Here is a 23,455-nt window from a genome sequence, read left to right as displayed (position 1 = left end):
CTTCAGCACGGCTGTGCGCGCTGGATGATGGCGTCGAAATCTGTGCCTGCGCCCAGCGTACCGAAGGCATTGCCCCAGTCGCCGGCCAGGCGCGATGCGCAGAACGCGCCGGCCACTGCAGCCGGCGCCGTCTGCACCAGCAGCGCGGCCTGCACGGCCAGCGCCACGTCCTGCGCGAGACGGCGGGCCTCGGCTTCCGAAGCCATCGCCTCGATGCGCGCCGGTAGCGCATCGGCCAGCCGGTCGAGCGCGGCGTGATGTCCGCGCGCAGGTGCGAGTTCCTTCGCCAGCGTGGCCGCCGCGTCGCCCTTGCGCAGGCCGCGCAGCAGGTCGAGCGCCATGATGTTGCCCGCGCCTTCCCAGATGGAGTTGAGCGGCATCTCGCGGTAGATGCGGGCCATGATGCCTTCGCCGCCCTCCTCCACGTAGCCGTTGCCGCCCAGGCATTCCATGGCTTCCTGCGCGAAGGCGCTGCCGCGCTTGCAGATCCAGAACTTGGCGACCGGCGTGAGCAGCCGGGCCATCAGGCGCTCGTGCTCGTCGGACTGGTTGTCGAAGGCCCTCGCGAGGCGGATGGCGAGCGCGGTGGCGGCCTCGCTCTCCAGTGCGAGGTCGGCCAGCACGTTCTTCATCAGCGGCTGGTCGATCAGCGCCTTGCCGAAGGCCATGCGCTGCGTCGCGTGGTTGAGCGCGATGGCCAGCGACTGGCGCATCAGCCCGCTGGTGCCCAGCGCGCAGTCGAGCCGCGTCATCGTGCCCATCTCGAGGATCTGCGGGATGCCACGCCCCTCCTCGCCCACGAGCCATGCGATGGCGCCATGGAACTCCACCTCGGAGCTCGCGTTGGCCTTGTTGCCCAGCTTGTCCTTCAGCCGCTGGATGCGGATCGCGTTGCGCGAGCCGTCCGGCAGCACGCGCGGCAGGAAGAAGCAAGAAAGCCCGGCGGGCGCCTGGGCCAGCACCAGGAAGGCGTCGCACATCGGCGCCGAGAAGAACCACTTGTGGCCGGTGATGGCGTAACGCTCGCCCCAGGCGTCGCCGGTGCCGTCGCGCACGGCCTGCGTGGTGTTGGCCCGCACGTCGGAGCCGCCCTGCTTCTCGGTCATGCCCATGCCCATGGTCACGCCGGGCTTGTCGCTGAAGGGCTTGAGCGCCGGGTCGTACCAGAGGCTGCCGAGCTTCGGCGCCCAGTCGGCATGCACCGCCGCGTTGCCGCGCAGCGCGGGTGCAACGGCGTAGGTCATGGAGACGGGGCAGAGAATCGACGGCTCCAGCTCGGTGAAGAGCATGAAGCCAGCCGCGCGCAGCACGTGCGGCGAGGCCGATGTGCCGGTCCACGGCGTGCCGTGCAGCCCGGCGCCCACCGCGGCGCTCATCAGCGCGTGATAGCCCGGATGGAACTCCACCTCGTCGATGCGCCGCCCGAAGCGGTCATGCGTGTGCAGCTCGGGCGTGTGGATGTTGGCGAGCCGCGCATGCGCCTGCATGCCGGCCGAGCCGAGGGTTGCGCCCAGTTCGTGCAGCTGCGCGGTCTGCAGCGCGGGCGCGTTGAACTTCAGCGCATCGCGCAGGGGCCGGTTGGTGTCGAAGAGGTTGTAGTCCACCAGCGGCGTGGGCTGGTTGAAGACCTCGTGCGTCGAGTCCATTCGAATACCTCCGTGCTCTGCACTGCGGTGCGCGCTGGCTTGGGCGGCCCGGCGCGGCGCGCATGGCCGGCCTCCTTGCCGTGCGTTCAGCTCATTGATGCATCAGATCAGCTTAACCAGTTGCTTGCCGAAGTTCTTGCCCTTGAGCAAGCCCAGGAATGCCTCGGGCGCAGATTCGATGCCCTGCGCGATCGACTCGCGCGGCTTGAGCTTGCCAGTGGCCACCAGCGTGCCCAGCTCGGCCAGCGCCTCGGGCCACACTTCCATGTGCTCGCTGACGATGAAGCCTTCGATTTTCATGCGGTTGATGAGGATCAGCGCCGGGTTGGCCAGCGGCAGCGGCTGGCCGTCGTAGCCCGCGATCATCCCGCACAGGGCCACGCGGGCGAAGGCGTTGGCGCGCAGCAGCACCGCGTCGAAGATGTAGCCGCCGACGTTCTCGAAGTAGCCGTCGATGCCGTCCGGGCAGGCTTCCTTGAGCGCCGCGCTCATCGACTTGAGGTCGGGGTGCTGGCGGTAGTCGATGCAGGCGTCGAAGCCCAGCTCGTCCGTCACGTATCTGCACTTGTCGGCGCCACCCGCGATGCCGACCACGCGGCAGCCGCGCGCCTTGGCCAGCGCGCCGAAGGCACTGCCGACCGCGCCGCTGGCGGCTGTGACGACCAGCGTTTCGCCGGCCTTGGGCGCGATGATCTTCACCAGCCCGTACCAGGCGGTCACGCCCGGCATGCCGACGGCGCCGAGGTAGTGCGACAGCGGCACGTGCGTGGTGTCGACCTTCTTCAGCGCGCCGGGCTGCGAGGCATCGACCACGCTGTATTCCTGCCAGCCGCCGAAGCCCACCACCTTGTCGCCCACGGCGTACTTGGGGTGCTTGCTTTCCACCACTTCACCGACCGTGCCGCCCTGCATCGTCTGGCCCAGCGGCTGCGGCTGCGCGTAGCTCTTGGAGTCGTTCATGCGCCCGCGCATGTACGGGTCGAGGCTCATGTAGTGGTGGCGCACCAGGACCTGGTTGTCCTTGAGGTCGGGGGTCTGGGCCGTGACGAGCTTGAAGTTGCTGGCGATGGCCTCGCCCTCGGGGCGGTTGTCGAGATGGATCTGCTTGTTGGTGGGCATGGAAGGCTCCGGGGGAGAAATAGGGTCGGGTCAGTCGGTCGAGGGCGGGCGCATCTCGTTGGCGCTGGCCGGGCCGGTCGGCAGCCGGCGCTTCACGTACTTGAAGGTACCGGTGGCGTGGGCGCACACGCGCTCCTGCTCGTCGTAGATTCTGGCCTCGGTGAAAGCCAGCGTCGCCGTCCTGTGAATGAGCGTGCCGCGCGCGTGCAGCGGGCCGACCGAGGGCTGCATGAAGCTGGTCTTCATCTCGATGGTGACCACGCCCATCTCGGGCGCGATGCTGCGCGCGGCAGCGGCCATGGTGATGTCCAGCAGCGTCATGCAGGCGCCGCCGTGCGTCACGTCGAAGGTGTTCAGGTGCTCGGGCTTGGCGGTGTAGAGGATCTCCGATTCGCCGTTCTCGAACTTCGTCAGCTCGAAGCCCAGGTGGCGCGCGAAAGGGATGCGGCTCGTGTACGAGCGGAAATTGATGTCGTCGGTTTGATCGGTCATTTCAGTTTGCCAGCCTCCTGCACCTCTGCGCGGCCCGTTCGCGGGCTCCCGCGGAACCGGCTTCGCCGGGCCGCAGGGTGCGCCCCCTCGAGGGGGTGTCCGAGCCACACGAAGTGGGCGAGGCTGGGGGTGGTCATTTCAAGCTGCGCCGAGCACCACGCTCACGCCACCGTCCACGGCCAGCCACTGGCCGGTGACGTGCTTGCCGGCGTCGCTCGCGAACAGCAGCGTCAGGCCCTTCAGGTCCTCCTCGTCGCCCAGGCGGCCCAGAGGCGCCTGCGCGGCCATCTTCTCCTCGCCCAGCGACTTGATGAGGCCCGCGGCCATCTTCGTCATGAAGAAGCCCGGGCAGATGGCGTTCACGTTGATGTTGTACTTGCCCCATTCGGCAGCCAGCGTGCGGGTGAAGCCGATGACCGCGGTCTTGGAGGTGTTGTAGGCCAGCGTCTGCATCTCGGGCGGGTTGCCGTTGAGGCCGGCGATGGAGGCGATGTTGATGATGCGGCCCGATTTCTTCGGGATCATGTAGCCGTTGGCGATCTGCTGCGACAGGATGAAGTAGCCCCGCACGTTGAGGTTCATCACCTTGTCCCAGGCCTCGACCGGGTGGCTCTCGGCCGGAGACCCCCAGCTGGCGCCCGCGTTGTTCACGAGGATGTCGACCGCGCCCATGCGCTGCAGGGTCTCGTCGGCCAGGCGGCGGGTGTCTTCCTCCTTCGAGCAGTCGGCGGCGATCCAGCGCGCGTCGATGCCGGCGGCCTGCAGCTCGGCGGCCGCCTGCTCCAGATCGTCGGCCTTGCGCGAACTCAGCATGATCTTCGCGCCGGCCTCGCCCAGCGCGTGGGCCATCTGCAGGCCCAGGCCGCGCGAGCCGCCGGTGACGAGGGCGGTCTTGCCGGTGAGGTCGAAGAGTTTCTGGACGGTGCGTGCGGTCATGGGTTGTCTCCGGGGTTCTGGTAGTGGTTCAGATCGTGTAGTCCATGCACTGGCGGGCTTCGCGCACGGCGCCGATGAATGGCTTCAGGGCCACGTGCTGCGGATGGTCGGCATAGGCCGCCAGGGCGGCGGCGTCGGTGAATTCCGAATAAAGGACAAGGTCGTAGGTGGCTTCCAGCCCGGGTTGGGCGATGGCTACCTCGAAACGCAGCGTGCCGGGCGACAGCTTCGCGCAGGCGTCGAGCAGCGCCTTGGCCTTGAGCAGGTTGGTGGCCTTGTCGGCGCCCTCGGCGTGCTCCTTGAACTTCCACATCACGATGTGCTTGAGCATGGCGGGCCTCGTTACTTGCTTGAAGGGGTGTTGGGAAGGCGCGAGCGCACGTAGATCAGCACGAAGCCGACCAGTGCCACGATGCCGCCGGGCACGGAGATGGACCAGCCCAGCGCGGCATCGGTGCGGCCGGTGGCGATGCCCAGGATCACGACGAACAGGCCGCCGTAGATCAGGATCCAGATCCATTTCTCCAGCCGCGCATGCGGCTTCGGCGGCTTGGCGGCGGGGGTGTTGCTGCTGGGGGTGGGGTTCGGCGAATCGGTGGTGGCCATCAGAAGGCGTCCTCGGGCAAAGCTGTACAGGTCGGATCACGGGTTTCGACCACGTTGAGCCATGCGCCGATTTTCGGCAGCTCGTAGTGGAAGAAATAGTCCGTGGCGCCGATCTTGCCAGCTGTTACCGCCCTCGCCTTTTCCGCGTCGGTTTGCAGGGCCTTGCCCGCGACGTCGAGCCAGATCCAGGCCAGCACCGTGTGGCCGAAGGCCTGCATGTACGGCACCGCATTGGCCAGCGCGTCGGCCGGGTCGCCGGTGGACCAGGCGGCCTCGGTGGCGCTGCCGATGCGCTGCAGCGCGGCGCCCAGCGCCTTGGCGTGGCCTGCCAGCGCCGGCACCTTGGCCGCGCGGCCGATGGTGTCGGTCATGCGCGCGGCCAGCAGCTGCAGGCCGCGGCCCTTCTCCATCAGCACCTTGCGGCCGAGCAGGTCGGCCGCCTGGATGCCGTGGGTGCCCTCGTGGATCATGTTCAGGCGGTTGTCGCGCCAGTACTGCTCCACCGGGAAATCGCGCGTGTAGCCATAGCCGCCGTGCACCTGGATGGCCAGCGAATTCGCCTCCAGGCACCACTCGCTGGGCCAGCTCTTCGCGATGGGCGTGAGCACCTCCAGCAGAAGGCGCGCGTCGTCGGCGGCCTGCGCGTCGCCGGTCTTCTGCTCGTCGACAAGGCGGGCGCAGTACAGCTCCAGCGCCAGCGCGCCCTCGCAGTACGCCTTCTGGGCCAGCAGCATGCGGCGCACGTCGGCGTGCTCGATGATGCGCACCTGCGGCGCGGCCGAATCCTTGGCGACCGCCGTGCCGGCGGCTTCGGGCTTCTTCACCAGCCGGCCCTGCGGGCGGCTCTTCGCGTATTCGAGCGAGGCGTGGTAGCCGGCCATGCCGAGCATGGTGGCCGCCGTGCCGACGCCGATGCGCGCCTCGTTCATCATGTGGAACATGCAGTGCAGGCCCTTGCCGGGCTCGCCGACCAGGTAACCCACCGCGCCGGCCTTGCCGTCGACCGGGTACCTGCCCTCGCCGAAGTTCAGCAGCGTGTTGGTGGTGCCGCGCCAGCCCAGCTTGTGGTTGAGGCCCGCGAGCGCCACGTCGTTGCGCTGGCCCGTGAGATTGCCCTGGGTATCGACCATGCGCTTGGGCACGATGAAGAGCGATATGCCCCTCGTGCCGGGCACCAGCCTGCCGTTCTCGTCGGGAATCTTCGCCAGCACGATGTGCACGATGTTCTCGGTCAGCTCGTGGTCGCCCGCCGAGATCCACATCTTGTTGCCCGTGAGGCGGTAGCGCGGACCCAGCGGATCGTTCTGGAAGTCGTCGCCGTCGGGCACCGCGCGCGTGGCCACGTCGCTCAGCGACGAACCGGCCTGCGGCTCCGACAGGCACATGGTGCCCGCCCAGCGGCCCGAGAACTCGTTCTTGGCGAAGACCTCCTTCTGCATCTCGGTGCCATGCACCATCAGCAGGTTGGCGTTGCCGCTGGTGAGCATGTTCGAGCCGATGCTCACCGAGGCCATCGCGAAGAAGCTGTTGGCCGCGGCCTGCAGCGTGTAGGGCAGCTGCATGCCGCCGATGTCGTAGTCCTGTGCCGCGCTCATCATTCCCGACTCGACGAAGGCCTTGTGCGCATCGTGCGTGGCCTGCGGCAGCACGACCTTCTCGCCGTCGAAATGCGGCTCCTGCGTGTCGACCGTGCGGTTGAACGGCGCGTACTTCTCGCGCGCGATGCGCTCGCAGGTGTCGAGCACGGCGTCGAAGGTCTCGCGCGAATGGTCGGCGAAGCGCTCGCGCTGGTTGAGGGATTCGGCGTCGAGCCAGTCGTAGAGCAGGAAGTCGAGGGTGGGACGAAGGCTCATGAAATTCTCCAGGGGGTCGGGATCGGACAGCCGAACGCAAAAGAGGTACGGGAAATACGCAGAAGTCGCAGAGAAAAACCAATCAAATTCTGGTTTCTCTTCTGCGACTTCTGCGTAACCTTCGCGACCTCTGCGTTCGGAAGTCCGAATTCAGCGGCTCAGGTGGAAGCTCAGAGCACCTCGAACACGCCCGCGGCGCCCATGCCGCCGCCGATGCACATCGTGACCACGACCTTCTTCGCGCCGCGGCGCTTGCCTTCGATGAGCGCGTGGCCCGTCAGGCGCTGGCCGCTCACGCCATAGGGGTGGCCCACGGCGATGGCGCCGCCGTTCACGTTCAGGCGGTCGGCCGGAATGCCCAGCTTGTCGCGGCAGTAGATCACCTGCACGGCGAAGGCTTCGTTCAGCTCCCACAGGTCGATGTCGTTCACCGTGAGGCCCAGGCGCTTGAGCACCTTCGGAATGGCGAAGACGGGGCCGATGCCCATCTCGTCGGGTTCGCAGCCGGCCACTGCGAAGCCGAGGAAGCGGCCCATGGGCTTCAGGCCCTTCTGCTGCGCGTACTTCTCGTCGACCACCACGCAGGCGCCGGCGCCGTCGGAGAACTGGCTGGCGTTGCCGGCAGAAATCAGGCCGCCGGGCAGCGCCGGGCGAATGCCGCTGATGCCTTCCTTGGTGGTGCCTGGGCGGATGCCTTCGTCGTTCTCGACGGTGACTTCCTTGGTACGCAGGCCCATCACGGGGTCGGCTACGCCGGCCAGCACGGTGATGGGGGCGATCTCGTCCTTGAACTTGCCGGCTTCCAGCGCGGCGGTGGCGCGCTGCTGGCTCTGCGCGCCGTATTCGTCCATGGCGTCGCGGCCGATGTTGTAGCGCTTGGCGACCTGCTCGGCCGTCTGCAGCATGTTCCAGTAGATCTCGGGCTTGTTCTTCACCAGCCACGGGTCGGCCAGCATGTGCTTGTTGGCTTCGTTCTGCACGCACGAGATGCTCTCGACGCCGCCGGCCACGTAGACCTCGCCTTCGCCCGCGATGATGCGCTGGGCTGCGGTGGCGATGGTCTGCAGGCCCGAGGAGCAGAAGCGGTTGATGGTCATGCCCGAGGTGGTGATCGGCAGGCCGGCGCGCAGCGCGATCTGGCGCGCGATGTTGGAGCCGGTGGCGCCTTCGGGCGTTGCGCAGCCCATGAGGACGTCGTCGACCGATGCGGGGTCGATGCCGGCGCGCTGCACGGCGTGCTGCACCGCGTGGCCGCCCAGCGTGGCGCCGTGCGTCATGTTGAAGGCACCCTTCCAGCTCTTCGCGAGCGGCGTGCGGGCAGTGGAAACGATGACGGCGCTGGTCATGGTGAGGTCCTTTGAAGCAGATGGAAGGGAAAAGAGGTTGCGTAAGCAGGTGTCGTCATTGCGCCGGAGCAGCGTTGGCGTTGCTCAGGAGCTGGCGGTAGAAGCCGATCATCTCGCCATAGTTCGAGATGGCCAGGCGTTCGTTGTTGCCGTGGAAGCGCGCGAGGTCTTCGTTCTTCATGCGGAACGGCGAGAAGCGGAAGACGGCGTCGCTCACGATGCTGAAGTGGCGCGAGTCGGTGGCCGCGGTCATGAGGCCCGGGGCCACCACCGCATCGGGAAAGCTCTGGCGCACGGCCTGTTCGATCGCGCGGTAGCCGGTGCTGTCGGTCGACGACACCGGTGACGGCTCGGAGTTGCCCGGGTAGGCCTTGATCTTGATGTCGTCGTTGCCCAACGCCTTGCGCAGATGCGCCTCGGTGCTGGCGATGGTGTCGCCCGGCAGGATGCGGAAGTTGACGGCAGCCTCGGCGCGGCCGGGCAGCACGTTGTCCTTGTTGCCTGCGCGCACGATGGTCAGTGCGGTGGTGGTGCGCAGCATGGCGTTGCTGCTCGGGCTCTTCTCGAGGATGCCGCGCACCAGCGGTTCGGTGAGCCACAGGTTGGAAAGCATCACGCGGTTGACGCCGCTCATCTCGGGCGCGAGCGCGCCGAACATCTGGCCGGCCACGCCCTTGATGCCGCCGGGCATCGGGTCGGCTTCGAGCCGCGCCAGCGCCGCGCTCATGCTGCCGATGGCGCTGTGCTGCGGCGGCATCGACGAATGGCCGGGCGCGGTGTCGAGCGAGAGGAAGAAGGTGGCGTAGCCCTTCTCCGCCAGGCCGATGAGCGCCGCCGGCTGCTTCAGGCCCGGCAGCACGCCGTCGAGCACCAGCAGGCCCTCGTCGAGCACCCAGTCCAGGCGCACGTTGCGCGACTTGAGCAGTTCGGCGATGGGCAGCGCGCCACGCAGGCCGCTCACCTCCTCGTCGTCGCCCATCACGAGGTAGACGGTCTGCCTAGGCTTGAAGCCGCTGCCGATGAGCAGTTCGATGGCCTCCATCTGCGCGAACAGGTTGCTCTTGTTGTCGAGCGTGCCGCGACCCCAGATGAAGCCGTCCTTGATCTCGCCGGAGAACGGATCGACCGTCCATGCCTTCTCGGTACCAGGCGCGATGGGCACCATGTCCTGGTGCGCCATGAGCGCTACGGGCCTGGCCTGCGGATCGGTGCCGGCCCAGGTGTAGAGCAGCGCTTTGTTGCCCACCACTTCCTTCTTCAGGGTGGCGTGCACCTTCGGGAACTGCTGCTCGAGGTAGGCATGCAGCTTGTCGAACTCGGCCGCGTTGGCGGCCGGGTCGTCGAGGCCCGATACCGTGCGGAACGTGATCGCCGTGGACAGCCGCCTGGCGGCCGCCTGCAGGTCGATGTCCAGCTTGGGCGCGGGCGCCACCGCCAGCTGGCGCGACGGCGTGGTCCAGGTCTTGACCGCCACGGCGGCCGCGAGCAGCACAACTGCCAGCAGCAGCCCGAGGAAGATGCGTTTCAACATTGGCGGTCTTGGTCCCGGCTCAGGTTCTGCGCGTCGTCATCAGCCGAAGGACTTGCCTTCTGCCACCAGCTTCTGGATCAGCGGCGCGGGCTGCCAGAACTCGGCGTCGTCGCGCGGGTTCTTCGCGAAGCGCTTCATCGTCTCGGCCACGTTGTACAGGCCGACCTGCGACGCGTAGTGCATGGGGCCGCCGCGGTAGATCGGGAAGCCGTAGCCGGTGAGGTACACCATGTCGATGTCGCCCGACTTGGAGGCAATGCCGTCTTCCAGGATGTGTGCGCCTTCGTTGACCAGCGCATACACCAGGCGCTGCACGATCTCCTCGTCGGAGATCTTGCGCGGCGTGATGCCCAGCTCCTTGCGGTGGTCCTCGATCATCTTGTTGACCAGCTCCGACGGAATGGCGTCGCGTTTGCCGGCCTGGTAGTCGTACCACCCTGCCCCGGTCTTCTGGCCGAAGCGGCCCAGTTCGCAGAGCTTGTCGGCCGTGCGGCTGTACTTCATGTCGGCGCGCTCGACGGCGCGGCGCTTGCGGATGGCCCAGCCGATGTCGTTGCCGGCCAGGTCGCCCATGCGGAACGGGCCCATGGCGAAGCCGAACTTCTCGATGGCCTTGTCCACCTGCTGTGGCGTGGCGCCTTCGTCCAGCAGGAAGCCGGCCTGGCGGCTGTACTGCTCGATCATGCGGTTGCCGATGAAGCCGTCGCAAACGCCCGAGACCACGGCCGTCTTCTTGATCTTCTTGCCGATGGCCATTACGGTGGCCAGCACGTCCTTGGCGGTGGCCTTGCCGCGCACCACTTCCAGCAGCTTCATCACGTTGGCGGGGCTGAAGAAGTGCATGCCGACCACGTCCTGCGGACGCTCGGTGAACGACGCGATCTTGTCGACGTCGAGCGTGGAGGTGTTCGACGCCAGGATCGCGCCCTTCTTGGCGACGCGGTCGAGTTCCTTGAACACCTTCTCCTTCACGCCGATTTCCTCGAACACGGCCTCGATGATGAGGTCGGCGTCCTTCAGCTCGTCGTAGCTGAGCGTGGTGCTCAAGAGGGCCATGCGCTGCTCGTATTTGTCCTGCTTGAGCTTGCCCTTCTTGACCTGGGCTTCGTAGTTCTTGCGGATGGTGGCAATGCCGCGGTCGAGCGCTTCCTGCTTCATCTCGAGGATGGTCACGGGAATGCCCGCGTTCAGGAAGTTCATCGAGATGCCGCCGCCCATGGTGCCGGCGCCGATCACGCCGACCGACTTGATCTCGCGCTTGGGCGTGTCTTCGGGCACGTCGGGGATCTTGCTCGCGGCGCGCTCGGCCATGAACAGGTGGCGCAACGCCAGCGACTCGGGCGTGAACATCAGCGAAGTGAAGATGCGGCGTTCCTCGGCCATGCCGGCGTCGAACTTCATCTTGGTGGCGGCCTGCACGGCATCGACGCACTGCAGCGGCGCGGGGTAGTTCTTCGACATGCCGCCGACCATGTTCTTCGCGAACTGGAAGTAAGCATCGCCCTGCGGGTGCTTGCACGGCAGATTGCGCACCAGGGGCAGCTCATCGCCCGTCTTGCCGGCCACGCTCTTGGCGAAGGCCACGGCCTCGTCGAACACCGATTCGGCCGAGGCGGCCAGCTTGTCGAACAGCTTCTGGCCGGGCACCGACGCGAGCAGCTCGCTCTTGACCGGTTCGCCGCTGACGATCATGTTCAGGGCCGTCTCCACGCCCAGAACGCGCGGCAGGCGCTGCGTGCCGCCCGCGCCGGGAATCAGGCCCAGCTTGACTTCGGGCAGCGCGACGTTGGTGCCGGGAGCGGCCACGCGGTAGTGGCAGCCCAGGGCCAGTTCGAGGCCGCCGCCCATGCACACCGAGTGGATGGCCGCGACGATGGGCTTGGGAGAAGCTTCCAGCGCAAGGATCACGCTCAGCAGGTTGGGCTCCTGCAGCGCCTTGGGCGTGCCGAACTCCTTGATGTCCGCGCCGCCCGAGAACGCCTTGCCGGCGCCGGTGATGACGATGGCCTTGACGGCGTCGTCGGCATTGGCCTTGGACAGGCCGTCGGTGATGCCGATGCGCGTCGAGAAACCGAGACCGTTGACCGGAGGATTGGTCATGGTGATCACGGCGATATCGCCGAGCACTTTGTATTCAGCCGTCATGCTGCGTTCCTTGGTGTGTGAAGAAAAAGAAGAAAAAGCACGAGTGTTCTTTTTCGGGGATTCTAGGCGTTTCGCGTGGCCCAACAATGGCACGCAGTCGCTGTAGAGACAAGGGCCGTGGATGCGGGAACGGGTACCGAACGCAGAAGACGCGAAGATTTCGCAAAGGACGCGAAAGGGAAAGCAGATCATTTTTTCTGACTTGCTTTCGCGTCCTTCGCGAAACCTTCGCGCCCTCTGCGTCCGGAAATCCGCATCCAGCGGCCTAGACCTCCAGCCACTCCTTGCGGGTGGTGGCGTCGGCGCGCAGGCCGGCGGGGGTGCCGTCGAAGACGATGCTGCCGTGGCCCATGACGAGCGCACGGTCGGAGATTTCCATCGCGATGGTGAGCTTCTGCTCGATCAGCAGCACCGAGATGCCCTTGTCCTTGAGCGTGCGCAGGTACTGCCCCACCAGCTCCACGATCTTGGGCGCGAGGCCCTCGGTGGGCTCGTCGATGATGATCAGGTCGGGGTCGCCCATCAGCGTGCGGCACAGCGTGAGCATCTGCTGCTCGCCGCCCGAGAGCACGCCCGCCTCGGTGTGCTGGCGCTCCTTCAGGCGCGGGAACATGCCGTACATGTCGTCGAACGACCAGCGGCTGCCCTTGCCCGAGCCCTTCTGCCCCAGCAGCAGGTTCTGGTGCACCGTGAGCTTGGGGAAGATGTCGCGGTTCTCCGGCACGTAGCCGATGCCGCAGTGCGCGATCTCGTAGGCCTTTCGGCGCAGGATGTCCTGACCCTTCCAGTGCAGGCCGCCCTCGGCATGCACCAGGCCCATGATGGCCTTGGCGGTGGTCGAGCGGCCCGAGCCGTTGCGGCCCAGCAGCGCGACGATCTCGCCCGGGTTCACGTCGAAGGAAACACCATGCAGCACATGGCTCTTGCCGTAGTAGGCGTGGATGTCTTGAAGCTTCAGCATTTCAGTGTCCAGCCCCTTGTGCATCGGCGACGGCGGAGCCCAGGTAAGCCTCCTGCACGCGCGCATTGGCGCGGACGGCAGCCGGCGTATCGAAGGCGATCACCTCGCCATACACCACCACCGCGATCTTGTCGGCCAGCCCGAAGACCACGCCCATGTCGTGCTCCACCGTCAGCAGCGTCTTGCCGACGGTGACGTGCTTGATGAGCGAGATGAAGTGAGAAGTCTCCGTCTTGCTCATGCCGGCCGTGGGTTCGTCCAGCAGGATCACGCTGGCGCCGCCCGCTATGGTCACGCCGATCTCCAGCGCGCGCTGCTCGGCGTAGGTGAGGTTCACCGCGTGCACGTCGCGCTTCTTCTCCAGGCCGATCTGGCGGATGAGTTCTTCCGTGCGCTCGTTGGCGTCGTCGAGGTTCGAGAGAAAGCGCAGGAAGGTGTACTTGTAGCCCAGGCTCCACAGCACGCCGCAGCGCAGGTTCTCGAAGACGGTGAGCTTCGGGAAGATGTTGGTGATCTGGAAGCTGCGCGACAGCCCCATGCGGTTGATCTCGTACGGCTTCATGCCGTCGACGCGCGTGCCGTTGAGCAGCACCTCGCCGCTGCTGGGCGCGAGCCGCCCGCTGATCAGGTTGAAGAGTGTCGACTTGCCCGCGCCGTTCGGCCCGATGATGGCGATGCGCTCGCCGGCCTTCACGGCCAGGTCGACGCCTCGGATGATGTCGGTCTTGCCGAAGCTCTTGCGCAGGTTCTTGAGTTCGAGTGAATAGGTCATGCCGTCTCCCGCCGCTTGATCTCGGCTTCGATTTCTTCCTGCGCATGGCCCCATACCTTCGCGAAGCGCCGGCGCACCACCTCGAACACGCCCAGGCCGACAGCGAACAGGACCACGGCGACCACCCAGGCCATGGCCGAGGATGTGTCGAGCTGCAGGCCGGCGAACGGCACCATCGGCCCGAGCGCCGCGTTGAGCTGCATGTGATAGATCATCTCGACGATGGCCGCCGCACCCGCGAGCATGATGGCCGCGCCAACGAGAAGGCCCACGTACAGCAGGTAGAAGCGCTTGATCTTGCCGAACAGCGCCACGCGCACGTTCATCATGATCAGGCTGGCCACGCCGCCGGGCGCGAACATCACCATCAGCAGGAACACCAGGCCCACGTACAGCAGCCAGGCCTTGCTGAGCTCCGACAGCAGCACCAGCGCGAATACCAGCAGCGCCGCACCGATGATGGGCCCGAAGAAGAAGGTCGCGCCGCCGAGGAAGGTGAACAGCAGGTAGCTGCCCGAGCGCAGCCCGTTGAGGCTGTCGGCCGCGTTCACGATCTCGAAGTTGATGGCCGCCAGCCCGCCGCCGATACCGGCGAAGAAGCCCGCGATGATGAAGGCGTAGTAGCGCACGCGCTGCGTGTTGTAGCCGATGAACTCCACGCGCTCCGGGTTGTCGCGCACCGCATTCAGCATGCGCCCGAGCGGCGTGCCGGTGAAGGCGAACATCAGCCCGGTGCAGATGAAGCAGTAGACGGCGATCAGGTAGTACACCTGGTTCTGCGGACCGAAGTTGAGCCCGAAGAACGAGGCGCCGTACACGCGGTTGGTGGTGATGCCGCCCTCGCCGCCGAAGAAGCTGGGGAACATCAGCGCCATGGCTGCCACCAGTTCGCCCAGGCCCAGCGTGATCATCGCGAAGGTGGTGCCCGACTTCTTGGTCGACACGTAGCCGAAGAGCGCGGCGAAGAACATGCCGCCCAGCCCGCCCACGAGCGGAATGAGCACCAGCGGAACCGGCAGCTTGCCCGCGCCGGCCAGGTTCATGGCGTGGATGGCGATGAACGAGCCCATGCCCACGTACACCGCATGCCCGAAGCTGAGCATGCCACCCTGCCCCAGCAGCATGTTGTAGCTCAGGCAGATGATGATGAGATAGCCGATCTGCGACAGCATGGTCAGCGCCAGGCTGCTGGTGAATATCATCGGCGCCACGATCAGCAGCAGCGCGAAAAAGGACCAGATCAGGATGCGGCCGATGTTCAGCGGCTTGAACCGGTAGTAGCGCACCGGCGTGGAGGTCGAAGCGGTTGTCGTTGCGGTGTTCATCGCGTCAGTCCTCCCGCGTTCCGAGAAGACCCTTGGGCCTGAAGATGAGGATCAGCACCAGGAAGAGGTACGGAAGGATCGGCGCGACCTGCGAGATCGTCAGCCTGAGCAGCTCGTAGCCGAAGGTCTGGTCGGTCACCGCCACGCCGAAGGCCTGCAGGCCGGTGGCGAGCGACTGGTCCATGGCCACGGCGAAGGTCTGCACCACGCCGATGATCAGCGAGGCCAGGAAGGCACCGGCCAGCGAGCCCATGCCGCCGACCACCACCACCACGAAGATGATGGAACCCACCGACGCGGCCATGGCCGGCTCGGTGACGTAGGTGTTGCCGCCGACCACGCCGGCCAGCCCCGCCAGCGCGGCGCCGCCGCCGAACACCAGCATGAAGACGCGCGGCACGTTGTGGCCCAGCGCCTCGACCATCTCGGGGTGCTTCAGCGCCGCCTGGATCACCAGGCCGATGCGCGTGCGCGTGAGCAGCAGCCACACCGACACCAGCATCAGCACCGCCACCAGCATGATGAACGAGCGCGACTTGGGGAACTGCGTGCCGTAGAGCGTGAAAAGCGGCCCCTGCAGCGCCGACGGCAGGCCGTACGGCACCGTGGAGCGGCCCCACACCAGCTGCACGACTTCGAGGATCAGGTACGAAAGACCGAAGGTCACCAGCAGCTCGGGCACATGGCCGAACTTGTGGACGCGGCGCAGGCAGTAGCGCTCGAAGGCGGCACCCAGCGCGAACACCAGCACCGGCGCGATGACCAGCGCCGGCCAGAAGCCGACGATGCCCGACAGCGTGTAGGCGAAGTAGGCGCCCAGCATGTAGAAGCTCGCGTGCGCGAAGTTGAGCACGCCCATCATGCTGAAGATCAGCGTGAGGCCTGAGCTCAGCATGAACAACAGCAGGCCGTAGCTCACGCCGTTGAGCAGCGAGATGACGAAGAATTCGACGTTCATCGGTCTTTCGTGTCAGTTGAAAAAGAAAAAGGCCCGAGTGTTGAAGTCGGGCCTCGACCGCGTTGGCGCGTTCCCGGAATCAGGAGGGACGCTTCATCTGGCAGGAGGTGGGCGTGCTCGCCACGTAGGCGTCGTAGAACTTCACCGGCACCAGCGTGTAGCCGGTGTTCTCGGGGCTGTAGGGGTACTTGGCGGTGGCCTTCTCCCAGCGGGTGATGTACAGGCCCTGCTGAGCCTGGTGGTCGGTCTTGCGCAGCTCGATGTCGCCGTTGAAGCTCTTGAACTTCAGGCCTTCCATCGCGGCCGCGACCTTCACCGGGTCGGTCGACTTGGTCTTCACGAAGGCCTCGGTGAGCGCCTGGAACACCGTGTAGATGTCGGTGGTGTAGAGGTCGTCGTTGAACTTCTTCTTGAAGTCGTCGGCGTACTTCTGCATGTCGCCGCCCATGTTGTAGTGGGCGTAGCCGACCTGGTAGACCTTGCCGTCCGAAGCCGCGCCCATGGCGGTCGGCGTGCCGGTGGTCACGGCGTAGTAGGTGTAGAACTTGACGTTCAGGCCCGCATCGTTGGCCGCCTTGATCAGCAGCGCCAGGTCGGAGCCCCAGTTGCCGGTGATGACGGTGTCGGCGCCCGAGGCCTTGATCTTGGCGATGTACGGCGCGAAGTCGCGCACCTGGGCCAGCGGATGCAGGTCGTCGCCCACGATCTGGATGTCGGGACGCTTGTGCTTGAGGTCTTCCTTCGCGAACTTGGAGACCTGCTGGCCGTGCGAATAGTTCTGGCCGATGATGTAGACCTTCTTGATCTCCGGCTGGTCCTTCATGTAGGTGGTCAGCGCCTCCATCTTCATCGACGTGTCGGCGTCGAAGCGGTACTGCCAGTAGCTGCACTTGCTGTTGGTCAGGTCGGGGTCGACGGCGGCGTAGTTCAGGTAGAGCGCCTCCTTGCCCGGGTTGCGCGCGTTGTTCTTCTCGAGCGCGTCGATGATGGCGAGCGCCGGGCCGGAGCCGTTGCCCTGCACGATGTAGCGCGCGCCCTGGTCGAGGGCCGAGCGCAGCGCGCTGGTGGTCTCCTGCGGGCTGAGCTTGTTGTCGATGCCGATGATCTCGAACTTCACGCCCGCCGCGTTCTTCTTGTTGAACTCCTCGGCGAAGAACTGGAAGGTCTTGAGCTGGTTGGTTCCGACCGCGGCCATGAGGCCCGACAGCGGATCGAGCCATGCGATCTTGACGGTTTCACCCTTCTGGGCAAAGGCACCGGTGGCGGTGGCAGCGATGACGGCTGCGGCGGCGATTTTCAGAGCGAACTTCAATCTATATCTCCTGGTCAAACCGATTCAAAACGCCGCACGAGAGTACAAGCGTTTGCAGCCCCTCCCCTCAGGGAATGCCCGTAAGAGGGGTGCTGCAAAGGCCCGTTTCTATCGCGCATGCGACACCGCGTTTCTCCAATTTGCTACCCGCCGGTAGACAGCTGCTACCGATGGGTAGGAAACGCGTTCACAAAGACGCCTAGGGGCGCTTCATCTGGCACGACGTGGGCGTGCTCGCCACGTACGATTCGAAGTACTTCACGGGAACGTTGGTGTAGCCGGTGTTCTCCGCGTCGTACGGGTACTTCGCGCTCGCCTTCTCCCACCTCGCGATGTAGAGGCCCTGCTGCAACTGGTGGTCGGACTTGCGCATCTCGACCTCGCCGTTGAAGCTCTTGATCTTCATGCCCTCCAGGGCCGCCGCCACCTTCACCGGGTCGGTCGACCTGGTCTTGACGAAGGCGGCATCGAGCAGCGCGAACACGTGATAGATCGACGACTGGGTGAGGTCGTCGTTCATGCGCTTCTTATAGCCCGCGAGCAGCTGCTGGATCTCGCCGCCCATGTTGTAGTGGGCATAGGCCACGGTGTAGACCTTGCCTTCCGAGGTGGCGCCCATCGCCGTGGGCGTGCCCGCGCCCGGCGCGTAGTAGGTCAGGAACTTGACGTTCAGGCCCGAGTCGTTGGCTGCCTTGATGAGCAGCGAGAGGTCGGAGCCCCAGTTGCCGGTGATGACGGTGTCTGCGCCAGATGCCTTGATCTTCGCGATGTAGGGAGAGAAGTCGCGCACCTGCGCCAGCGGATGCAGGTCGTCGCCCACGATCTGGATGTCGGGGCGCTTCACCTTCAGGTCTTCCTTGGCGTACTTCGACACCTGCACGCCGTGCGCGTAGTTCTGCCCGAGGATGTAGACCTTCTTGATGTCAGGCTGGTCCTTCATCCAGGTGGTCAGCGCCTCCATCTTCATCGACGTGTCGGCGTCGAGCCGGAAGTGCCAGTAGCTGCACTTGCTGTTAGTCAGGTCGGGGTCGACCGCCGCGTAGTTCATGTACAGCAGCTCCTTGCCCGGGTTGCGCGCGTTGTTCTTCTCGATGGCGTCGATGATCGCGAGCGCGGGGCCGGAGCCGTTGCCCTGCATGATGTAGCGCGCGCCCTGGTCCTGCGCGGAACGCAGGGCCGCGGTGGTCTCCTGCGTGCTGAGCTTGTTGTCGATCGCGATGATCTCGAACTTCACGCCCGACTGGTTCTTCTTGTTGAACTCTTCGGCAAGGAACTGCGTGGTCTTCAGCTGATTGGTGCCCACCGCCGCCATCAGGCCCGACAGCGGGTCGAGCCAGGCGATCTTGACGGTCTCGCCCTTCTGGGCGAACGCCGCGGCAGCGCTCACCAACATTGCACAGGCAGCTACAGACTTGATGGCAAATTGCATGAAGAGTCTCCGGTGTGAAAGGCGGACCGCCAGCGTACAAGCGGCCTTTTTTTCGCCGCACAGGGATTGCCCGCAAGCAGGGCCGCCGGGGCCGCCTTGCTATCGCGTATGCGACAGCGCGGCGCTCGCAGCGGGCCCGGCGGTCATGCCGTGGGCAGCTTGTAGTCCTTGAGCAGCTCCCGCAGCTTCGTCTTGAGGATCTTGCCGGTGGCGCCCAGCGGGATGGCCTCGACGAACACCACGTCGTCGGGGATCTGCCACTTGGCGGTCTTGCCCTCGTAGAACTTCAGCAGCTCCTCGCGCGTGACCTCCGCGTTGGGCTTCTTCACGACGGCGATGATCGGCCGCTCGTCCCACTTCGGGTGGAACACGCCGATGCACGCGGCCATGGCCACGCCCGGGTGCGCGACGGCGATGTTCTCGATGTCGATGGAGCTGATCCACTCGCCGCCGGACTTGATCACGTCCTTGCTGCGGTCGGTGATCTGCAGGTAGCCCTCGGCATCGATGGTGGCCACGTCGCCCGTGGGAAACCAGCCGCGGTTGCGTTCATCTGGAATGAGCGGATCGCCGCCCTCGCCCTTGAAGTACTCCTTGACGATCCATGGCCCCTTCACCAGCAGATCGCCGTAGGCCTTGCCGTCCCAGGGCAACTCCTTGCCGTCGCCGTCGACGATCTTCATGTCGACGCCGAAGATGGCGCGGCCCTGCTTCATGCGGATCTGCAGCTGCGCGTCGGCCGGCAGCGACAGGTGCTTGTTCTTGAGCGTGCACAGCGTGCCCAGCGGGCTCATCTCGGTCATGCCCCAGGCGTGCAGCACCTCCACGTTGTAGATGTCCTGGAACGCCTTGATCATGGCCGGCGGGCAGGCCGAGCCGCCGATCACCGTGCGGTTGAGCTTGCTGAACTTCAGGCCGCCCGCCTGCATGTGGCCCAGCAGCATCTGCCACACGGTGGGCACACCTGCCGCGAAGGTCACGCCTTCGGCCTCGATCAGGTCGTACACCGACTTGCCGTCGAGCGCGGCGCCGGGAAACACCAGCTTGCAGCCCACCAGCGCGGCCGAGTACGGGATGCCCCATGCGTTGACGTGGAACATCGGCACCACCGGCAGCACCGAGTCGCGCGCCGACAGGCGCATCACGTCGGGCAGCGCGGCGGCGTAGGCATGCAGCATGGTCGAGCGATGGCTGTAGAGCGCAGCCTTGGGGTTGCCCGTGGTGCCGCTCGTGTAGCACATGCTGGAGGCGGAGTTCTCGTCGAAGGTCGGCCACTCGTACTCGGTGGACTGCGACCCCATCCAGCTCTCGTAGCTCACGAGATTGGGCACGCCGCTGTCGGCCGGGAGCCTGTCGGCGTCACACAGTGCAACCCATTTCCGGATCGTGGGACACCGCGCATGCACCGCCTGCACCAGCGGCAGGAACGTGAGGTCGAAGCACAGGATCTGGTCTTCGGCATGGTTGGCGATCCACGCGATCTGGTCGGGGTGCAGCCGCGGGTTGATGGTGTGCAGCACGCGGCCGCTGCCGCTCACGCCGTAGTACAGCTCCAGGTGGCGATAGCCGTTCCAGGCCAGGGTGGCGATGCGGTCGCTGAACAGCAGCTGCTCGCCATCCAGCGCGTTGGCCACCTGCTTGGCGCGCGATGCGATGTCGCGCCACGTGCAGCGGTGGATATCGCCTTCGACACGGCGCGAGACGATCTCGCCGTCGCCGTTGTGGCGCTCGGCGAACTCGATCAGCGACGAGATCAGAAGCGGTTGGTCTTGCATCAAACCCAGCATCTACGGACTCCTATGTGAAATGACTTCTTCAAAGCTCGGGAACAACGCATTCACGCAAGCTTCGGCCATTTGCACAATGACACAAACCCGCACTGCACGATTGAACGAAGCGGCTCATTGCATGAGCGTGATCTTGGTGGCCGTGGGAGTGGCGTCGAGCAGCAGCTGCGAGGGCCAGGGCGCCCAGGTTGCACCAAGTTCGGGCGTGTTCGGGTCGCCCGTTCGCATGAAGGCGCCCACGCTGGCCATGACCGCGTTCGATAGCGCCAGCCTCCCCTTTTCGTTGGCCTTGCCGCGGATCACGTTCGACAGCACCGAGGGACCGAAATTGCCGAACACGAAAGGCAGGTCGAAGGCGTGAGCCGCGCCGTAGACGTCGTTCCAGGGCGAGGCTTCCTGGGCCCAGTCGAGGCGGTAGTGCCAGATGTTCGACTGGCGCGTCTTCATCGTGTCGAGCAGGTTGTCGCGGTTGGCTTCGAACAGGCCCTTGGTGATGAGCGCGGTGGCCGCGTTGTAGCCGGTGCCGGCCTTGTCTACCGGAAGGTAGAACGGGTCGATGATGTCTTCCACCTTGAGCGTGGGCGCCGCATCGGGGTCGAAGCTGAACATCATCGAGAAGCGCTGGGCGTCGTTGACGATCCACCCCGGCTTCGGGAAGCCGATGGTGCCCAGCAGCGACGCGAAGAGCTTGCCCTCGTCGCGCGTGTTGCCCGAGAGCATCGGCACCTTCGCGTACTGGTCGGCGGCGATGGCGCCGATGGGGTCGGTCGGGATCACCGTGCCGTCGGGAATGGGCCCGACCGCACCGAGGCCGGCGGCGACCACGGTGGTCAGCATCCTGCCGCCGTCCTGAGCGCGCAGGTACTCGGCGATCTGCGCCGGCGTGCGGGTGGCGATGTAGTTCTTGGCGGCCGTCGCATCGGCCGCAGTGCCGTCGGCTACGAGCAGCTTCTCGAGGATGGATTCGCCCTGCGCCAGCGAAGCAGATGCCGGCGACAGCGAAGGCAGCGTGCCCGGCGGCAGGTTGCTCGCGAGCGAGATGCCGCCGCTCATCTCGAAGGCCTTGTGGAACAGGCCCTTGGCCATCGGCGAAGTCATCACCGACAGCAGGTTGGTGGCGCCTGCCGATTCGCCCGAGAGCGTGACGTTGCCCGGGTCGCCCCCGAAGCTGGCGACGTTGTCGCGGATGAAGCGCAGCGCCGCCATGTTGTCGAGCAGCGCGAAGTTGCCCGAGTCGTCGCCCTCGCTGCCGCCCGGACGCAGCTGCGGCACGTTCAGGAATCCCAGGATGCCCAACCGATAGCTGGCGGTGATGACCACCGCGTTGGCGGCCTTGGCCAGCGCCGCGCCGTCGTACAGCGGGTCTGCCGTGTAGCCCGAGATGTTGCTGCCGCCATGAATGAAGAGCAGCACCGGCAGGTTCTTCTCGCCAGTGGCCGGGCGCCAGATGTTGACGAACAGGCAGTCCTCGCTGCCGCTGGGCTTGCCCAGCATGGTGCCGATGGTTTCGTCGTAGGTGTTGTTGGCGCCGGGGCTGAAGATGCGGCCGATCTGCAGGCAGGCGTTGCCGAACCTGGTGGCCGGGCGGATGCCGCTCCAGGGCTCGGGCGCCGCAGGCGCGCGCCAGCGCAGTGCGCCGACTGGCGGCTTGGCGAACGGAATGCCTTTCCAGAACCAGGTGCCGGTCCTGGCGCTGTCGTCCACGCCCTCGACCTTGCCGGCAACGGTCTGGCGGACCATGGGGCCATCCGCCGCGGGCGGGGCTGGCGCCGGAGCCGGTGCGGGCGGCGGGCCCGGAAGGAAGGCGAAGCCGGACGAGCCGGAGCCGCCACCGCCGCAGGCCGAAAGAGCCGCCAGGGCGGCCGCGGCCATCACCAGGGCGACGGCCCTGGCCGTTGCCGTCTTCTTTACCGCCGCCGGACCCTGCCAGTCGCGTGCGTTCGTCTCTGTCTCCATGTTTCTTGTCTCCACACCGGGTTAATCGGAATTCCTGGTCTGACGCGCCGCGCCCATACTCCGGGGCCGCCGAACGCGTAAAAAAATTCTAGAAACCGGCACGGTTTTCATCGCTATCGCAACAAAGCCAAACGAATGACTTCAGGAGCCTCCACGCCACTGCGCCAACGCGGCACCCAGCGCCGGGCGGGCTGCATGCCGCAGCCGGAGCTGCGCACCAGCTCGGCCGCGTGGCTCGAGGGCGTCCTGTCGATGTTCGAGGCCGAAGGACTGGATGTGCCCTCGCTGCTGCGCGAAGCCGGCTTCGACCCCGACTCGCTGCACCGGCAGAACGCGCGCATCCCGGTCGATGAGATCTCGGTGCTCTGGCAGCTCGCGGTGGCCCGCGCCGGCCGGCCCACGCTGGGCCTGCACCGAGACCTGGCTTCCACACACAGCAAGCTGGGCACGGTGGGGCATGCGATGTCGTGCAGCTCCAGCCTCGAATCGGCGCTGGTGCGGCTCACGCGCTACATGGCCGTTATTTCGGACGCCACCGCCTTCTCTCTGCACCCCGATCCGCGCGGCTGCTGGATGGTGATGCGGCACACCGGCGGCAGCCTGCCCATTCCGCGCCAGCGCGTCGAATACGCCCTGCTGACCGTGCTCATGCAGTGCCAGTGGCTCACGCGGCGCGAGCTGCAGCCGCTGGCGATGGAGTTCGTCTACCCCGCCCCGGCCGACGACCGCCTGCACCGCGAGGCCTTCGGCTGCGAGGTGCGCTTCAACGCCGAGGCCAACCGCCTGCTGCTGTCTTCGGCCGACATGGCGACGCCGCTGCCCACCTTCCACGAAACGCTGGGCGAGATGCAGGAGCACCTGCTGGACGATCAGCTCGATCTGCTGGGCCAGACCACCACCAGCACGCTGGTGTGCGCCGAGATCGCGCGCCGCCTGCAGCACGGCGAACCGCGCCGGCAGGACGTGGCCTCCGGCCTCGGGCTGGCCGAGCGCACGCTGCAGCGGCGGCTGCAGGAGGAGTCGGTGTCCTTCCAGTCGCTGCTCGACCGCACCCGCCGCGAGCTGGCCAAGCAGTACCTGGCCGAAGACCGCCACACGCTGACCGATGTGGCGGACATGCTGGGCTTCGTCGATACCAGCAACTTCTTCCGCGCCTGCAAGCGCTGGTTCGGCGTGCCTCCGGCGCAGTACCGGGCCCGCCTCTGGGACACCCCCGCCGCCCTCGCGGCCTGACACCGGCGGGCCCCCGATGGCCCGCCAGGCCAGGGGTTACGCGCGGTG

At 66.3% G+C, this 23,455-nt stretch carries 19 protein-coding genes; 1 reads left to right on the top strand and 18 read right to left on the bottom strand.

The features are described 5' to 3' along the window. Window positions 1-2 precede the first annotated feature (2 nt). The 18 genes from ACAM57_RS15300 to ACAM57_RS15215 all read right to left on the bottom strand — a co-directional run bounded on the left by ACAM57_RS15300 (window position 3) and on the right by ACAM57_RS15215 (window position 22,090). Complete coding sequence (locus tag ACAM57_RS15300) at window positions 3-1,646, bottom strand: isovaleryl-CoA dehydrogenase (protein ID WP_369662238.1); 1,644 nt, start codon at window positions 1,644-1,646, stop codon at window positions 3-5. Window positions 1,647-1,748: 102 nt separating this feature from the next. Beyond that, window positions 1,749-2,765, bottom strand: coding sequence for an NADP-dependent oxidoreductase (locus ACAM57_RS15295; RefSeq protein ID WP_369662237.1), 1,017 nt, complete (start codon window positions 2,763-2,765; stop codon window positions 1,749-1,751). Window positions 2,766-2,795: 30 nt separating this feature from the next. Next, window positions 2,796-3,257, bottom strand: a complete 462-nt coding sequence (locus ACAM57_RS15290) for a PaaI family thioesterase (protein WP_184637720.1) — start codon at window positions 3,255-3,257, stop codon at window positions 2,796-2,798. A gap of 138 nt (window positions 3,258-3,395) precedes the next feature. Next, window positions 3,396-4,193: an SDR family oxidoreductase gene (locus tag ACAM57_RS15285; RefSeq protein WP_126020138.1), complete on the bottom strand. Its 798-nt coding sequence runs from the start codon at window positions 4,191-4,193 to the stop codon at window positions 3,396-3,398. A 28-nt stretch (window positions 4,194-4,221) separates the two neighbouring features. Beyond that, the gene (locus ACAM57_RS15280; RefSeq protein WP_019652558.1) at window positions 4,222-4,524 is read right to left on the bottom strand and encodes a Dabb family protein; all 303 of its coding nucleotides are present in this window, start codon (window positions 4,522-4,524) and stop codon (window positions 4,222-4,224) included. An 11-nt stretch (window positions 4,525-4,535) separates the two neighbouring features. Continuing rightward, the gene (locus ACAM57_RS15275; RefSeq protein ID WP_184637718.1) at window positions 4,536-4,799 is read right to left on the bottom strand and encodes a hypothetical protein; all 264 of its coding nucleotides are present in this window, start codon (window positions 4,797-4,799) and stop codon (window positions 4,536-4,538) included. After that, the gene (locus ACAM57_RS15270; RefSeq protein WP_369662236.1) at window positions 4,799-6,652 is read right to left on the bottom strand and encodes an acyl-CoA dehydrogenase; all 1,854 of its coding nucleotides are present in this window, start codon (window positions 6,650-6,652) and stop codon (window positions 4,799-4,801) included. The genes ACAM57_RS15275 and ACAM57_RS15270 overlap by 1 nt, the downstream gene beginning before the upstream one ends. Before the next feature lie 170 nt (window positions 6,653-6,822). After that, the gene (locus ACAM57_RS15265; protein ID WP_369662235.1) at window positions 6,823-7,998 is read right to left on the bottom strand and encodes an acetyl-CoA C-acyltransferase; all 1,176 of its coding nucleotides are present in this window, start codon (window positions 7,996-7,998) and stop codon (window positions 6,823-6,825) included. 55 nt (window positions 7,999-8,053) lie between these two features. Continuing rightward, on the bottom strand, window positions 8,054-9,529 hold the full coding sequence (locus ACAM57_RS15260) for a M20 family peptidase (RefSeq protein WP_369662234.1): 1,476 nt from the start codon (window positions 9,527-9,529) through the stop codon (window positions 8,054-8,056). A gap of 39 nt (window positions 9,530-9,568) precedes the next feature. Continuing rightward, the gene (locus tag ACAM57_RS15255; RefSeq protein ID WP_126020152.1) at window positions 9,569-11,674 is read right to left on the bottom strand and encodes a 3-hydroxyacyl-CoA dehydrogenase NAD-binding domain-containing protein; all 2,106 of its coding nucleotides are present in this window, start codon (window positions 11,672-11,674) and stop codon (window positions 9,569-9,571) included. 265 nt (window positions 11,675-11,939) lie between these two features. Continuing rightward, window positions 11,940-12,635: an ABC transporter ATP-binding protein gene (locus ACAM57_RS15250; RefSeq protein WP_126020154.1), complete on the bottom strand. Its 696-nt coding sequence runs from the start codon at window positions 12,633-12,635 to the stop codon at window positions 11,940-11,942. Between the two features lies 1 nt (window position 12,636). Continuing rightward, window positions 12,637-13,407 carry an ABC transporter ATP-binding protein gene (locus ACAM57_RS15245; protein WP_369662233.1) on the bottom strand — a complete coding sequence of 257 codons (771 nt, stop codon included), beginning with the start codon at window positions 13,405-13,407 and terminating at the stop codon, window positions 12,637-12,639. Next, on the bottom strand, window positions 13,404-14,732 hold the full coding sequence (locus ACAM57_RS15240; RefSeq protein WP_369662232.1) for a branched-chain amino acid ABC transporter permease: 1,329 nt from the start codon (window positions 14,730-14,732) through the stop codon (window positions 13,404-13,406). The genes ACAM57_RS15245 and ACAM57_RS15240 overlap by 4 nt, the downstream gene beginning before the upstream one ends. Before the next feature lie 4 nt (window positions 14,733-14,736). Next, on the bottom strand, window positions 14,737-15,690 hold the full coding sequence (locus ACAM57_RS15235; RefSeq protein ID WP_126020162.1) for a branched-chain amino acid ABC transporter permease: 954 nt from the start codon (window positions 15,688-15,690) through the stop codon (window positions 14,737-14,739). Window positions 15,691-15,769: 79 nt separating this feature from the next. After that, complete coding sequence (locus tag ACAM57_RS15230; protein ID WP_126020164.1) at window positions 15,770-17,002, bottom strand: branched-chain amino acid ABC transporter substrate-binding protein; 1,233 nt, start codon at window positions 17,000-17,002, stop codon at window positions 15,770-15,772. Between the two features lie 199 nt (window positions 17,003-17,201). Then, window positions 17,202-18,431 (bottom strand): branched-chain amino acid ABC transporter substrate-binding protein, encoded by a 1,230-nt coding sequence (locus tag ACAM57_RS15225; protein ID WP_369662231.1) that lies wholly within the window; start codon window positions 18,429-18,431, stop codon window positions 17,202-17,204. A gap of 143 nt (window positions 18,432-18,574) precedes the next feature. Then, window positions 18,575-20,218, bottom strand: a complete 1,644-nt coding sequence (locus tag ACAM57_RS15220; protein WP_369662230.1) for a 3-(methylthio)propionyl-CoA ligase — start codon at window positions 20,216-20,218, stop codon at window positions 18,575-18,577. Window positions 20,219-20,332: 114 nt separating this feature from the next. Further along, window positions 20,333-22,090, bottom strand: coding sequence for a carboxylesterase/lipase family protein (locus ACAM57_RS15215; protein WP_369662443.1), 1,758 nt, complete (start codon window positions 22,088-22,090; stop codon window positions 20,333-20,335). Between the two features lie 279 nt (window positions 22,091-22,369). On the opposite strand from ACAM57_RS15215, the gene ACAM57_RS15210 reads away from it, so the two are divergent. After that, window positions 22,370-23,407, top strand: coding sequence for an AraC family transcriptional regulator (locus tag ACAM57_RS15210; protein ID WP_184638742.1), 1,038 nt, complete (start codon window positions 22,370-22,372; stop codon window positions 23,405-23,407). The last annotated feature ends 48 nt before the right edge of the window (window positions 23,408-23,455 follow it).

The organism is Variovorax sp. V15, from assembly GCF_041154425.1.
GTDB lineage: Bacteria > Pseudomonadota > Gammaproteobacteria > Burkholderiales > Burkholderiaceae_C > Variovorax > Variovorax guangxiensis.
The sequence above is the reverse complement of the archived record's forward strand: the minus strand, read 5'-3'. Positions and strand labels throughout refer to the sequence as shown.